General features: G+C 51.5%; 8 protein-coding genes. 2 read left to right on the forward strand and 6 right to left on the reverse strand.

What is annotated here, in order from left to right:
• Nucleotides 1-276: 276 nt before the first annotated feature.
• Nucleotides 277-2,424: a glycosyl hydrolase family 8 gene (locus tag QZN53_RS09950; RefSeq protein WP_163438816.1), complete on the forward strand. Its 2,148-nt coding sequence runs from the start codon at nt 277-279 to the stop codon at nt 2,422-2,424.
• A gap of 99 nt (nt 2,425-2,523) precedes the next feature.
• Nucleotides 2,524-4,743 (forward strand): cellulase family glycosylhydrolase, encoded by a 2,220-nt coding sequence (locus tag QZN53_RS09955; protein WP_163438817.1) that lies wholly within the window; start codon nt 2,524-2,526, stop codon nt 4,741-4,743.
• 524 nt (nt 4,744-5,267) lie between these two features.
• Here the strand turns inward: QZN53_RS09955 and QZN53_RS09960 are convergent.
• The 6 genes from QZN53_RS09960 to QZN53_RS09985 are packed head-to-tail and all read right to left on the reverse strand — an operon-like array spanning nt 5,268 to nt 15,186.
• Entirely contained in the window at nt 5,268-6,323 is a 1,056-nt protein-coding gene (locus QZN53_RS09960; protein WP_163438818.1) for a glycoside hydrolase family 18 protein, read from the reverse strand.
• Nucleotides 6,324-6,337: 14 nt separating this feature from the next.
• Entirely contained in the window at nt 6,338-7,369 is a 1,032-nt protein-coding gene (locus QZN53_RS09965; RefSeq protein WP_163438819.1) for a hypothetical protein, read from the reverse strand.
• Nucleotides 7,370-7,380: 11 nt separating this feature from the next.
• Nucleotides 7,381-9,528, reverse strand: a complete 2,148-nt coding sequence (locus tag QZN53_RS09970; RefSeq protein WP_294652828.1) for a hypothetical protein — start codon at nt 9,526-9,528, stop codon at nt 7,381-7,383.
• A gap of 15 nt (nt 9,529-9,543) precedes the next feature.
• Nucleotides 9,544-11,811, reverse strand: coding sequence for a hypothetical protein (locus QZN53_RS09975; RefSeq protein ID WP_294652831.1), 2,268 nt, complete (start codon nt 11,809-11,811; stop codon nt 9,544-9,546).
• Nucleotides 11,812-11,826: 15 nt separating this feature from the next.
• Nucleotides 11,827-14,433 carry a hypothetical protein gene (locus tag QZN53_RS09980; protein WP_294652834.1) on the reverse strand — a complete coding sequence of 869 codons (2,607 nt, stop codon included), beginning with the start codon at nt 14,431-14,433 and terminating at the stop codon, nt 11,827-11,829.
• Between the two features lie 9 nt (nt 14,434-14,442).
• Nucleotides 14,443-15,186: a carbohydrate binding domain-containing protein gene (locus QZN53_RS09985; protein WP_073319062.1), complete on the reverse strand. Its 744-nt coding sequence runs from the start codon at nt 15,184-15,186 to the stop codon at nt 14,443-14,445.
• Nucleotides 15,187-15,401 lie beyond the last annotated feature (215 nt).

Here is a 15,401-nt window from a genome sequence, read left to right on the forward strand (position 1 = left end):
GAAGTGATAGCTCAAAATGAGCGGTTTGCGCTTAATATATCTTTTTTTTGGGGGTGTTGTCAAAAAAAAAGAGCACTTTTTTACTTGCAAAAAGCACTTTTTCCCATTTTAGCCTAAAAAACGTAAAAAAACGCAAGTTCGTTAAAATAATTTTTCAATTTCCTTTTTTTGAGCAAAAACGCCAAATTATGACGCTTATCACAATTGGCACAGAATGCAAGTTTTATTTGTTTACAAAGTCTTTGAAAAAAGCGAAATGAACTTATTTTTATTGTTATGCTTAATAAAAAATTATTCAGTTTTCTTGCACCGGCCGCAATTGCCGCCATGTGCACAACCCCTGCCCAGGCAGCCCCCCAATACCCCTTTCCGCAACAGGTAAAATATAAGTACGGCAATACGGCCACCTATGTTGACCCGAGTGTCATCCAGGCTCACTTTAACGACTGGAAAAGCGCCTGGTATGAAGACATGGGCAATGGAACCGCCCGCGTTATTAGCCCTAACGATAGTGCCGAAATGACCGTTTCCGAAGGCGTTGCCTACGGTATGATGATCATGGTCTACATGTCTAATGCCCAAAACGACCATCAAGCAGAATTCGACAAGCTTTGGGCCTACTGGAAAAAGTACGCCGTGAACGCCGGTAGTGCTTCGGGCATGAACTGGCACATTAATAATAAGAACGGAAACGTCGGCTCCGGTTCTGCAAGTGACGCAGACATCGACGCCGCCTTCGCCCTAATCATGGCATCCAAGCAATGGGGCTCCGCCACCTACTTGAACGACGCCAAGACGCTTATTAGCTGGATGAAATCCAAGGACATGGAAAGCGACGGTCGCGTAAAGGCCGGTAGCAACTGGAACCCGGCCCTGAACTCGAGCTACGTGATTCCGGCAGCATTCAAGCTTTTTGCCGAAGTGACCGGAGATTCCTTCTGGGAAACCGCAATCACTACAAACCTCAAGCACGTTTCGCAGTGCCAAAACGCAAGTTCCGGCCTTATGCCTGACTGGTGCGATTGGTCTAGCCACAAGGCCGCAAGCAACACGGGCGCCCAAGTTTCGGGCGGCGACGCCGGATTCTTCGACGACGCGGCACGCACCCCCTGGCGCATGGCCATGGCCTACAACTGGTACGGAATCAAGGAAGCCAAGGATATCAACGACAAGATTCTCCCCTGGCTTGACAAAACCACCTACGGAAACGCCAACTTTATTTGGCCCGGCTACAACCTCGAAGGTACCAGCAGCCCTTATTCCTTCTTTACGACATCGACCTTTGTGGGCGGCCTCGGCCTAGCCATGGGTTCCGCAGACGATCCCAAGGACTATCTTGAATCGGTATACACCGTCCTTGCCAACTCCGAAGGCGCAAAGCAGGCCAATTCCACCAAGGGCGAAAAGTATTACCCCGCAACGCTCAATATTTTGTACATGCTCTCCATGAGCGGCAACATGCCGAACCTCAACGACATGGCCTCTGCCGAAAAGTACACGCTCTCTAGCATTAGGGTCCCCCAAATGCCTGCAGGCACCCTGATGCCCGTCAATTCTGGCGCCTCTCTCTGGGGTTACGAAAACTGGGGCACCTTTGCCGACAAATACGGGACGACACTCATGATGCCCGATTCCGGAAGCTCGGGACTTTTCCAGCAAGCCGACGGCAAGTATTGCGTCGCTGCCGAAATGTTCATCGCTCCCGAACCGACCTACGAAGCAGGCAAGGACCTGATATACCCGTTTGCAGGAATCGCCCTGTCGTTTGACAAGGAAGACGGCTACTACGACCTGACCGACGTGGCCACCATCCGCATCAGCTACGCAAGCAAGGGCGTAATCCGATTCGCCATTTTGGACCAGCAAACCATTCTCAACGGTGACGAAGGTGGCGAAGCAGGGTACTTCTTGCACCCCACCGACGGACAAACCATTGAAATTGACGTTACCGACAACAATTTCGGCATGGATTACGAAGATTACCTGCTCGACAAGTTCGTGACCCCCTCCTGGGTAGGCGGAACCGCCGACCGTGACGCAATCATGAAGGCCGTTCGCGGATTCAAGTTCGAACCCAAGATGAGCAAGGGCGGTTTTGGATCCATTGCGATTGCCTCGTTCGAACTTCTGGACGCCCAGGGTCAACTCATCACGAAACTGACCAACGGAGACCTAAACAACATCAATTTGAAGCCGGCTGCCGTTAGCCGCCATGTTTACATGAACGGGACCGACATCGTTTACACGAATCTCGCCAAAAACACCCGTTTGGAAGTGTTTGACATGAACGGAACCCGAGTCGCAAGCAAAAAACTGGAACTTTCTGGCTCAGTTGCTATCGACCAGATTACCCCGGCCAAGGGCAACTATGTTGCAGTTGTAAAGGGTAAGGGCTATAAGCAAACATTCCGTATTCACAGGTAAACAATATTTTAGGGGACAAATACCCCTATTTTTATTAAATTAAGGTAACTTTGTTTATTGGATGGGTAACAGAAAAAGGGATTTTATAAGGGAAAAATTATGAAGGCAACAAAACTTATCCCCTGCCTCCTTGCAATGGCCGCTCTGCCGGCACTTGCCAGTGGCACAACCGCAGTTCCGAAACGCGTAGGTCCCGTAAGCTATTACGGCGCCCTCCACACCAGTGGCGGAAAAATCATTGGTGCAAAGAACAACCAGGAAGCCGTGCTTCGCGGCATGAGCCTTTTCTGGTCCGACGCAACGGGTATTCCGTACTACAACAAGAACGTGATTAGCTGGGCCGCCGAAAACCTGAACATGGATGTGTTCCGTTTTGCCATGGGTATTACCTATTACGATAGCGATGGTGGCACCTCCAACGCCCTCGACAAGAGCTACTCTTACGCAGGCGCCCCCGACCAGTACATTGGCGTGATCGACCGCATGGTCGAAGCCGCTGTCGAAAACGACATCTATATCATTCTTGACTGGCACAGCCACCGTGCCGATAGCGAACAGGCTATCGCCAAGGAATTCTTCAAGACCATGGCCGAAAAGTACAAGAATGTTCCGAACGTCATTTACGAAATCTTCAACGAACCTGTTCACCAGGGTTGGGGCACTGTCCAGAGCTACGCTAACTCCGTTATCCCGGGCATCCGCAACAACACCGAAAACCTGGTGCTCGTCGGAACCCCGAGCTGGTCTCAGATGACCCAGTACGGTGGCGTTCAAGGCACGAACGTGGGCTACGTGCTCCACTTCTATGCCGGCACCCACAGCGTAGGCTCCTATGGTGGCCGCGCTACCCAGGCAAAGTCCGCTGGTAACGCAGTGTTCATTACCGAATGGGGTACCGTGAACGCCGATGGTGCAGGTTCTGCAAGTTCCGGAAGCTCCAAGGAATGGATGAGCTTCATGGATCAGAACAACATCAGTAACTGTAACTGGAGTTTGCGCCAGGTTGAATCTTCTTACAACGAAAAGTCCGAAACTTCGGCAATGTTCTCTGGCGACAAGGAACTCATCAGCAAGGCCGCTCTGAGTGGAGCATCCTACACCGAATCGGGTAAATTGGTGAAAGATTATTTGACCAGTCACGCTCATAACTGGGCTGACTCCCTGGTCAAGGGCAAGAACACCGGTTCCTGCGCATTCAAGGCTGTAACCGCCAAGGAAACCGACGGACAGGTGACCGGCAAGGCTAGCTCTAGCTGCACCTACACCTCCAGCAACGAAAATGTCGCCACCGTTTCGGCAGGCACCATCACCATCAACGGTGCAGGTTTCGCCGTCCTTACGGGTAACGACGGTTCTGAATCCGTGGTCCAGGTCACCGAAATTCCTCGCCAGACCGTTCCGAACTTCTTTGACTTGAACTGCAACTACAGTGCAACTTGCACTTCCAACGGTTCTTCTGCTAACCGTACGCTCGCCTACTCTGGCGGAACGAACAAGGAATGGATCGTGACGACTGATGCAGTCACTCTCGAAGGCGCCAAGTTCACCCTCACCTCCCTTGACCCGAGCGTCGTGACCATCAAGGAAGCCACCTGTACTGCAACGGAATGCTCCAGCTTGCAGAAGGGCAAGAAAGTGCTGATGTACGAATTCAAGAAGTACGGCAGCGCTAAGGTTGTCGCAACTGCTCCGGCAGTCACTGGCTACCTCGCCGTGAACGACACTGCAACCATTACCTACAGCAAGGCTCCGGGTAAGGCTCGCGTCAAGTTCGTGAACACCAAGGTTGCCTTGGGCGGCACGGCTAAGGACATGCTTTACGACGCAACAATTTACAGTGCCCCGATTACCTACACTTACAACGGCAAGGAATCTTCTCCTTACGTGTCCAAGAGCGGCAACAACCTTGTTGCTGGTAGCGAAAACGCAATCGTCTTGGTCACCGCCGATATCCCCGAAACGGACAACTATCTGGCTTACAACGGCAGCGTCACCGTGATTGTCGGCGACAGTGCCTTGGCAGTCAACAAAGACGAATACTACGCAGAAAAGAACAAGAACATTGTCAACATCGTCAAGACGAATCCGAAGCTTCCGCTTCATGCAACGATTTCCAACTCTCAGTTGAGCATCGCTGCACGTGACGCCGACGACATCAATGTGAACGTGTTCTCTGTAACGGGCCAGAAGGTTCTCGAAAAGAAGCTCAGCAGCAACAATGCCTCCATGTCGCTCGCTCAGGTGCCTAACGGTTCTTACCTGGTCGTGATCACTCAGGGCATCAAGCAGCTGAACGTTCGCTGGAACAAGACCAAGTAATTACAGCCCGCAAGGGCTTTCCCTTAGAATTAGAAGAAGCTGGGCAACCGCCCGGCTTCTTCTGTTTTATAGCCCGTCCAAGCGCCAATCGCAAGTCCAAAGGGAGCAAACAAGCTTGTGCAGCAACAAGCCCTACACGGGCATTCCAGCAACATTCTGATAGGTTGCGACACCGTACTGCGGCACAATAGCAGCATATGGCAAAGGCACGGATACTGCAGCACAGCCCTGCAACACCATAGCAACATTCAAGCAGGTTGTGGCAGGATTATCGGCCCATGACAGGTTAAGGCAGATATCTGCGGCAGGCAAGCATTAAGACATGGAACCTGCGCAAGCCTGGTACAATAAGACGATTTGCAACTCGGCGCCTGTGGTTGGCCAGCGCGACACCATAGCACGGGCATATGGACGGCCTGCTGCACGAGCGCAGCAGTATATGCAAAAAAAATCCCCGCCTTCTATGAAGACGGGGACTAAATTCTAGCAGAGAATTGCTAGCCCTGAGCTATTGAGCTTGGCAATTACTTCTTCTTCGGCTTGTAGTTGACTTCAGGACGGAGCTGCAAGCCTATCGTCACCAGGAGGGAGACAATCGGTTCGTGGTGGTCTTGGGAGAGGTCGTAGACCGCAACGCCAGCCATGCCATCGCTCTTGACCTGCTGAGCCACAGCCTTCACAGACGGAATGCCCATGAACACGATGGTTTCTGCATCGCTCACGGCCACTTCGGACTTGGAAGAAGCATCAAAGGTCACCTTGTATTCCGGAGAATCAAACTTGCCCATGAGTTCGGCGTAGGACACGTAACCTTCATTACCGCTACCCGTACCCTGGTGAGAAGTGCCGAGGCCCTTAGCACCGCTCCAGGTCTTGCCATAGAGGAAGATTACCGGCACGAGCAAGTCGCCGTTCACGCCAGCGCCCTTCACAGCGTCCAAGGTTTCTTCGACAGATTTGGCACTCTGGTTCGGAACCACAGAGGAATTGTCTTCGGTCATCTGGTCTGCCATGAACACGTCCACATAAGCGAGGCGGTTCAGAGCGTCAGCCTTGTAGGCATCCATACCGGCAGCCGGATAAATCACGGCGGTCACCGTAGAGCCCGAAAGGCCATCGACCAAGGCGTTCAGCAACTTGGCATAATCTTCGGCATCTTCAGCCGTGAGGTTCTGCCAGTCCACTTCCACGCCGTCGCCGCCGTTTGCAGAAAGCCAGCTAGAGACATTCGAAACGAACGTCGGCAAAAGTTCTTCGGAAGAAGCGATTGCCTTCAAGTTTCCTTCGTTTTCGATACCGCCCACAGAAACAATCAACTTCACGTTGTTGTCCTTGGACATCTGTACAAGCGTCTTGAAGTTTTCTGCATCGTTTTCGTCAGCAAAGGCGACAGAGCCGTCTTCACCGGCAGCGAGGCCGACATAGTGAATGTCGGTCACAAAGTTATAGCGGATATCCTTCGGATAGAACTGGGAATACTGGCTCCAGTAGGGGTAGAAACCCACCACCTTGTCAGCAGCTGCCTGGGCTGTAACAGCAGCACCAAGTGCAAGAGTCAAAAGAATCGATTTCATATTCATAATTACACCTCGCCCTATTTAATTTCCCTAGCAACGCCGTTGTCGTCGCAATAGAGCTTTGTAACAGGATACGTTTCAGTAATCACCGGATTGGTCTTTTCAGCTTCAGAGCACGGACGGTATGCCCAACCATGAGCCTTACCATACATCACATACTGGTAGCTGATTGCAAAAGTATCAAGCGGAATAGCCTTCAACCTTTCAAGGTCATTGGCACCGTCACAGAAGTTCAAAGCATTCAGAACCTTCCAGTGATCTGCAGAAATACCACCCTTAATGTTGAGCTTCTCGGTCTTGACGGAGGTGACAATCGTCATGGTGTCGGCCTTGCTGACCTTCATGAGGAAGTTGGTCGGTTCGAGAACCACATCCACGGCATTTTCTTCAGCGCAGGTCGTAGAATCGCAGCTGGTGAAGCCATGCAATGCCTTAACCTTGCCGGCTTCATCGTATTCGATGGAACCGACAACCTTAGTGGTATCGCAAATCTTTGCCTTCTTCACGGCAACGCATTCACCGGCCTTCACCTTCACGGCAATGATAACCTGCTTCAACATGCTCTTGTCAACGCTATCCTTGACCGTCAGAGAAAGGGTATCGACCTTCGTCAGGACAGTGGTAGAATCCTTGACCTTGTCGGTCCAGTCATCAGCCCAATCATCTGCCGTATAGCCACCCAACTGCGGGTCAAGCAAGATTGCCTTAAGCGTTTCGAGCTTTACAGCATCGATACTGTCGGTCTTTGCACCGGTATTCGGGTCAAGCACGTAGTAGTTCTGGAAAGCCGTTGCATCATTGGTAGAATCCGTCACAAACGTGGCACTACCGGCAGCAACGGCGTTGGCAGAAGCATTTGCATTGTAAGCAGCAACGTATTCCTTCACCTGAATACGCACGAGCTCCGGATGAACCTGCATATAGCCGGCGTCAGTGAAATCGCTCGGGAAGTTTTCTGCCAAAGCTTCATTCTCGTCAATAGCCATAGAAGAGCAGGCAACCAAAGCGGCGGAGGCAGCAACAGAGAGTAAAATCTTAAAGTTTTTCATCGCGATACCTCTTAGAAGTTCACCGTCACGTCGGCGATGATAACGTTCTTGTCAATAGAAAGTTCTTGGCTTGCAGGAGCACCAGTCATAAGATCAACACCCTGGAACGTGACCTTGTCCGTCAGCATACCGTACTGGACAGAAAGGTAGGAGTTCGGGGAAATCTTGAGTCGAGGACCAACCAGAAGCAAGGATTCTTCGGCCTTGTTGATGGAGGCAAATTCAGACACCGGGAGGGCGATTCCGAATTCGCGGGTAGCCATCTGGTAACCGGCCAAGAGAGCGAGAGGACCGATAACGTCCACGTTCAAGCCAGCCATGATGCGGTCGTTCTTACGCTGGAAACCCTTGTCTTCTTCGCTGTGATCGTAGGAACCCTGAATCTTGATCTTGCGGTCAAGACCGGCAAGGCGGCCCACATCCACGCCGAGGCCTGCGCCATAACGCGTATACTTGATTTCTTCAACTTCGGAAGAGACCGTCGAAATCATGCCGAAGATGGCGTTCAGTTCAACAGCGCTATTCCAGTTGAGGTCAAGGTTCACATTCAAGCCCTTGCGGTCAGGAGTTGCAACGCCCATGGGGAGAGCCATGTCGTTTGCCGGGTCCAGCAAGAACATTGCCTTGTCCTGTTCAGCAAGTTCAAGACGCTTCAGCACGTCGGCATTGTAACCGTTACGGTAGAAGTGAGAGTTCTTGTAGTTGTTGAACAAGCGGGAATACATCAGGTTAGATTCTTCGCTGTCGGTCAAGACGTTCTTGGAATAAGACGTCATGAGGTTCGTTGCCTGCAGCGGATTGGAATTGTAGATGCTGAAGTACATGTTTTCGAGGCTAGCGATACCGAATTCGTCGACCAGGCTAGTGTAGTTAGCATCCTTGAACATGGCGTTTGCATTCAGCACCGTAGCGGAGCCGCGGTAAGCCGGGCTAGAAGCCATTTCACTCCAGAACTTTTCTTCGTTCTGCAAATACATCACCTTGAGGGCGCCCTCGATGCCGGCGACGTTCACATTCACGAAGGGTTCGACATAGAACGCTACGCCACCTTCATCTGCAATCACTTCTTCGTTCCTGTTGATGTCTTCACCAACAGTCACCTTCTGGAGGTATGCAAAAGAGGTGTCCGTCATGTTCTTGATGGACTGATCCATCTTGCTGTTGTATTCCACCAAGGAGTACTGGTCCTTAGTCACATGAATATTGTAGTCGCGTTCGAGATTCCACCAGCTCTTTGCGAATTCGCCGTTCAAACCGAACGAAACCGGAAGGCTAGACAACAATTCCTTGGAATCGAAACCGAGTTCAGCAGAGAAGACGGCGTTGTCTTCGTAGTAAACCGTATCGGTGTTTGCGATTGCGCGAGAACGACGGCTCTTTACGCGGTCAAACACGTCGGTATAGTTCACGCCCAAGTGTGCGCCATAGGCATCGGCACCGAGACGCAGACCGTAGAAGTAGCGGTCCGAGAAATCGAAATCGAAGAACACCTGGTCAGTCTTCTTGGCAGCGTTACGCATGCGGGCACCGGTCACCTGAGCATGAATGTCGCTCAAGGGGCCAACATTGCCGCTATGGAAGTCAGCGTTCAAACCATGCATCAGGCGATTGGTCGTCGTATCGAGGTTACGCATAGCCAAGGCTTCAACACGCTTCTGGGCAAAGATTTCAGGTTCCTGGAGCAGCTTCTGCTGCGGAGTGTACAAGGTGTAAGGCGTAAAGCCTACGCGCATGTAACCCAAGTTAAAGTCCAAGTGCTTGTTCAGGATCGAGCCATCATAGCTGAACCAGTGACCGAGCACCGGGTTGTTGTTTTCGTCATAGGCGCTCTGCCAGTCCTTATGAAGGCGGAGTTCCAAGTGAATCTGGGTTTCAGAGCTCGGACGTGCCGTGAGCACCAAGTTAGCGTCTGTATAACCCTGGTTTTCCTGAGTCGGGGAATCGTCGCTAAACTGGTCGGACTTAGCCATAGAGGTAAGGCCACCAGCCTTGATAGATCCGTTGAGTTTAAGTCCCAAGACAGCGGCATTCAGAGAATCCAACTTGTGCAACAAGGACGACTGCTGAGCTTCAACACTTTCACCTTCAGCGAAAGCAGTTGCAGCAGAGAACAGAACGGCAGAAGCGAGACCGAAAGAAATTTTCTTATTCAAAATCATATTCATTCCCTCCCATTAAAATTCCACGTTAAGGGAAGCTTCAAGAATCATCTGAGAGAACTTATGCTTGTAAGTCATCGTCTGGTCCTTAGTCACATCGTAGTAGTCAGGCAGATTCACAGCACCTTCGGCAGAACCTGCTGCCACAACAGCTGCAGTGTTGTAGTCGTTTTCGACATTCATCATGCCGAAGTTGACTGCGAGCCATGCATGCGTTTCGATGTTGTAATCGAGGCCAACCATCCACTGCATCTGCTTACCCTTCATAAGAGGAGCGAGAGCGGAGTATGCATTCCTGATATTTTCGTATTCGGTGTTGATCATCTGGAAGCCAGCGTTCACACCCAGGCGCGGCAAGTACTGCACATAGAGGCCTGCGTTAATGAAGTCAGACTTGAGGCTGGTCGAAACATCGATAAGTCCCAGGGCAGCCCAACCGTCACTATCCATGGTGCGTTCGGAATGCTTGTAAGAACCGGAAATTTCGAGAGGCTTGGTAAAGCCGATCAACTTGAAGATGTCGACCTTAGCACCACCACCGAATTCCATGTACTGGGCAGCCTTGTAGTTATAAACGCCGACATTGCCCATGTAGTCGTTCGTAATCAGGCTAAGCGGTTTCACCTGGTTGAAGAAGGAGAAGAGACCCTGAACTTCGGCAAAGTCCTTGATGTTAGCGATCAGGTTTGCGCGGGCACCCATGCGGTTTGCAGTAGCAAGGCCGTTCGGGAGAGACATCTGGAGAGCCGGATCAGAGAGCGTTTCGAGAAGCGCCAGCTGATTGCGGGTAAAGACGTTGGTCGTCCAGGAGTTCTTGTTATAGTTAGCAATGCTGTAGCTGTTCATGTCACTGCCCTTGAAAGCATTGTCGTCGGTACCAAGGGTCGTTGCTACCGGGCTAAACTTGGGCGTGAAATTGTAGAGAGCGTCGAAAGAGGAATACAGCGGAGAATTTACGCCGTACTTGACAGTCTGACCATCCTTATCGGAATTCTGGATGCGCTGGGCAAAGAACTTCGGCGACTGGGCAAGGTTGTTGAACCAGTTGCTGTCGTTTCTGATGAAGTCCACAGCGAGGCGAACACCGAAGTCATCGGTCTTGTAACCCACGTTGGCATTCACGAGGACGGCCATACCCTGCAGGTTTTCCTTGGTGAATCCAGTCTGTTCGAGATAGGGCTGATCGTCTTCGTTCAAAGCGAGATTGCCAGTCATGTTGCCGGCTTCGTCGTATTCGAGAGCCCAAGCGGTATCGGCCTTGTAGACATCATCCTTGGACATGGCAACTTCACCCGTAATGTCGAGGATCAGGTTGCTGTTGTTGATCAAGGAACCTACATCGGCACCCAAACGGCCGCTCACGACCAAGGTCTTCTGCGGATTCAGTTCAAACGGGTTGATATCCTGTCTTTCGTATTCGGTCGTATAGATGTAACCCGGATGGCGATAGGTGTAAGAGTAGCTGTCTTCGTTATCGAAGATGTACATCGGAGTTACACCCACATAGAGCGTCTTGTGGAGCGGGAGCCATTCAAAGTTACCCGCGAGCACGAACTTATCCATGTTAGAAGCCTGGGAAGCACCCATCACCGAGTCACGCGGCAAGATGTTACCTTCGGCACCCGTGAGGTCGAGAACCACATTGCGGTTCAGGCGAGCAAACATCGCTTCGGCACGGAGCTCACCAACCGTTTCGCCCATATCGGTACGGAACTGGAGGTTTGCACCCTGAAGGTTGCGCTGGTTACCTTCGATGAACTGTTCATGTTCAGCCATGTAACGCTTGCGGGCAAAGACCTGCGCTTCGTACATGATGTCGATACCGGGGAGGAAAAGAGTCAGCGGAGAGTACTGCTGCCTAAAGTCACCCACGACCCAGTAGAAGGAATTGCCAATGTTGCCTTCGACATTGAGCCAAGGCACAGAGACCGACTTCGCAGCAGAGGCGAAGTATTCCTGCATACCGGCGGAAAGACGGACCATTGCATTTGCGCGGACGTTTTCCCAAGGACGGAAGCCGAAGTTAATGTCGGCCGTAACGAATTCGTCCTTTTCGACACTCGGCATCTTGTTGATACCGGTCGGATCGTTGTCGGTATCGAACCTGGATGTCTGGGCGACAGCACGAATGGCACCCGTGATTTCAACACCGCGCTTTGCGTTGACGGAATCAACCTTGCTTTCAAGCAGTTCCTGGTTTTCTACAACCGATGCTGCAGAAGCAGCCATAGAGGCGGCAAGGATTGCGGCAAAAGTCTTTTTCATATTCATAATCTTTTTCATGTTCAGCACCCCCTATTAGAACCAAGCCTTGGCTTCGGCTGAAATGTAGTGGGAATGCCAGTCATTTTTAGAAATCGCTTCGTCGGAGTGAGTCATCCACTTATAGCGTACGTGCAGACCGGCGCGGTCGGCGAAGTCCCAGTCAAAACCAGCACCGAGTGCGGTTTCGACGTAGTTGATCGGGGCCTTTTCGTAATACTGCGTGCCATAAGCCTGAGCCTTGTACAGATCCGAAGTCTTGCTGACGTTAGGCGTGATAGTCTTGGTGATGTAGGCGTTTTCGGCGCGGAAGGTTTCGAGGCCGAGGATACCCAACACGTGGAAGCTCGGCGTCACAGCGATAGCCGGTTCAAACTGACCGTAGAAGCTCCACATGAGCATGTCGGTTTGCTTTTCGCTGTAAGCAATCGGGGCGATCGTAGTAGAAAGACCGGAGATTGCGGCGTAGCCCGTCATCATGATCGTGCGGTCGGTACCGAACCAGCCACCGATATCGTAGCCACCCATGAAGGAGAGGTAAGAAGACCACTTGGTGTGAGAAGGAACTTCACCCTTTTCGATCTGTTCGGCGCTTTCGTAGGCGACGAAGGATTCCCAGAGTTCCCAGGTACCACCATAGAGACCACCCTGCTGACGGTACTGCTTGACACCGCCGCTGGAGCCATCCATAGACTTGTTAGACTTGTTCTGGTACTGGACACCGGTACGGGCCACATAGGCGGCACCATCGGTGTTACCGGAGTCAGCGATGAAGAGCGGCTTATGCTTGGTCCAGGAATTGGAGGATTCCCACATGTTGCGGCCGTTCAAGCGGTAGTTGAAATAGATAACGTCCTGACCGTCTTCGATCTGGCGGTGCAAACCGTACTGCAAGTCAAAGTAGCCGCGGTTGAAGGTCGGTTCCAACTTGAAGTTAAGACCAGCCATGTTCGGGGTGTAACGGAGAGAACCACCGTTCAGGTAGGCTTCGTCCTTACGCCAGCTGTTGAAACGGGACGGGTTGCTCAAAGAATACGGAGAGTAGAAGTCCTTCGGGAGGAAGATGGCTTCGACAGTCATCGGCCAGCCTTCGACATACTTGGACTGAGCCTTCACATAAACACCCACCTGCGGAGTGTTTGTCTTGGATTCGAAAGCATCGGGAATGTAACCACTACTCTTGTTAGCGTCGCTATAGCTTGCGGCATCAGAGGTCTGGTAGTAGATATTGGAATCCGTGACGCTCAAAGCCACATCAGCCATCAAGTACAGTTTCGGGGTCACATTGCCCTTAACATCGATAGATGCCACATGGTTGTTCAGGATTATCGGATTGCCGTTATCGGTGTAGTTAATCCACTGGTTACGGAATTCGTCTTCGTAAATAATGTCGTTGTCAAAGACAACACCCATGTAGTTCAAGCCGAGAGTCAGGTTATCCGCAATCTTTTCCTTGGCGATACGGCCATGGTAAATGGAACCGCGGAAGTCATAGGTACCGGACATTTCAAGTTCGCCAGGCTGGCCACCGTACATGCGCAAACCGTCGCGGGTACCGATATCGGCATCAGCCGGCTGAGACAAGAGGAACTGGGCCTTCAAGTTGAACGGGAGCTGATAGACGTTGGCAAACACACCACCGAAGCTGCGGTTGGTCCAGAATGCACGGCCACCTTCCTTAACAGGCTTGAACACCTTTTCCTTATAGTAGGTAGAAACAGTCTTTTCGTCTTCGAACAGTTCATACTGCCAAGCGAAACGCGGGTTGGTTTCACGTTCCCACATGGTGAGCGGAGATGCGTTTGCCCAGATAACACCACCGGCGGTCACGTAGGCGCCAAAGACGCCAGCGCGGATATCCACGCCGAAGTTCATTTCTTCGTTCACGGTCGTGGAGTAGAAGTCCGTAGAGTGGTCATACAGAACATGTTCGTCCTTGTTAGCAGGAGCCTGAGTCGGGTGCTTGGCAAGGTCGTTGGTAAAGAGACCGGAAAGGTCGAACGGGAAGCTCATGTTCGTCCAGAGGGTCATGTACGAGTTCGGCATGGCCACAATGTTCATGTTGAGCACAGCGTCCACCGAGGTACGTGCCAAGTCGTTCTGGGCCCAGGGGCTCGGTTCGGAATAATGGAAGTTCTTCAAGCGGAAGGCCAAGTAGCCGGAAACCGCCATCGGAAGATCGTCCTTACCCATGAGGGTAGATTCCATGTTGTTAGCAAGGGTATCGAGGCCTTCTTCCACATTGGCCATCTGCGTCTTGGGGTCAAGATGCGAGGAGGCGTTCACTACGAGCGGCTGGTAAGGAGCCGTTTCGGCCGGAGTTGCAAGGTCGCGAACGGGAGCGGCAGGTTCTTCGGCCACCGGTTCGGGCTCAGCTGCCGGTTCAGGTTCGGCTGCAGCTTCTTCGACAGGTTCTTCTGCCGGAGCTTCTTCGGCGGCAGGTTCTTCTGCGGCCGGTTCAGATTCGGATGCATCTGCAACAGATTCGTCAGAGCTTTCTTCTTCAACTGCGGGAGCGGCTTCTTCTACAGCCGGAGCAGAATCTTCGAATTCTTCGGTAGAAGAGACTTCGTCGTCCATCTGGGCCAAGGCCAAAGACGAGCAGCAAAGCAGAGTCGTAAATAGTGTAGGTAATTTGCGCATAAAATCCTCTTAAATCTCGTTGCGGAACGGATAGTTCATCGGACCTTCGTAAGCCTTACCGTGCTTCTTGATCACGATATCGTCAATCCAGACCTTGAAGGACTCGTTTTCGTCTTTACGGACTTCAAGACGGAAACCCTTGAAGTTGCTCCAGCTAAACGGCAACATGACTTCGCGGGTGTTCTTGGCATCCCAGTACACACCAGTCGTACCGAACAACTTGAGGGGAATGCTAAAGTGTTTCCATTCCGTAGTGATTTCACCAAGGCTCTTGGAACGGAGCTTCACCTGCAGGGATTCACCACCGCTCTTCACACCATCATCCACAAGCACGAACAAGGCGTTTTCGCCGCCCTGGGCACCCTTAATCCAGAATTCAAGGACACCTTCTTCGAAATACGGGGTCAAGTCGACAGAACCGGCAATACAAATAGCCACGCCGGAATAGTCGCTTGCGATAAGTTCAATTTCCATGGAAAGAGCACCTTCCATGGCATACTTGTCCGTAAGTACCGGTTCGGGGTTTTCACGCGGATACTGGTAGGTATAACCACCACCACGCGGAATAGCTTCACGCATCACGACGGACACGACATCTTTGTCGGGTCGGAACGGCTTAGCCTGTTTAGTGACAAAACGGGACTGGTCGCGGTCGCGATAGTCGCTAAAACCATAACCAGCAAAAGAGAAAGACGCTAAAAGGAGTACGCCCAAGGCGCACACCCAGCTTGCTTTATGCGGATTTGCTTTCATAATATCTAAAATTCTCCAGATACGGACGGCTACAATATAACTTGTTTTTTAGGCCTTCGTGAACGGCGCGAAGTAAAAACTTCTTTCAAATCGGGATTTTTTGTCCTAAAAATTTGTTTTTTTCTGTTTTTTCGCGTTTTCTTCAGTAAACACATTATTTTGGGAAACGTCAAACACAAGCCCTTAAAAAAGTGTAATTTTATCTTTAAGAAACA

The organism is uncultured Fibrobacter sp. (assembly GCF_900316465.1).
GTDB lineage: Bacteria > Fibrobacterota > Fibrobacteria > Fibrobacterales > Fibrobacteraceae > Fibrobacter.

Excerpts from the sequence above, each read along its gene's own strand:
- QZN53_RS09950 (WP_163438816.1), top strand. The coding sequence starts at position 277 with ATGCTTAATAAAAAATTATTCAGTTTTCTTGCACCGGCCGCAATTGCC.
- QZN53_RS09955 (WP_163438817.1), top strand. The coding sequence starts at position 2,524 with ATGAAGGCAACAAAACTTATCCCCTGCCTCCTTGCAATGGCCGCTCTG.
- QZN53_RS09960 (WP_163438818.1), bottom strand. The coding sequence starts at position 6,323 with ATGAATATGAAATCGATTCTTTTGACTCTTGCACTTGGTGCTGCTGTT.
- QZN53_RS09965 (WP_163438819.1), bottom strand. The coding sequence starts at position 7,369 with ATGAAAAACTTTAAGATTTTACTCTCTGTTGCTGCCTCCGCCGCTTTG.
- QZN53_RS09970 (WP_294652828.1), bottom strand. The coding sequence starts at position 9,528 with ATGATTTTGAATAAGAAAATTTCTTTCGGTCTCGCTTCTGCCGTTCTG.
- QZN53_RS09975 (WP_294652831.1), bottom strand. The coding sequence starts at position 11,811 with ATGAAAAAGATTATGAATATGAAAAAGACTTTTGCCGCAATCCTTGCC.
- QZN53_RS09980 (WP_294652834.1), bottom strand. The coding sequence starts at position 14,433 with ATGCGCAAATTACCTACACTATTTACGACTCTGCTTTGCTGCTCGTCT.
- QZN53_RS09985 (WP_073319062.1), bottom strand. The coding sequence starts at position 15,186 with ATGAAAGCAAATCCGCATAAAGCAAGCTGGGTGTGCGCCTTGGGCGTA.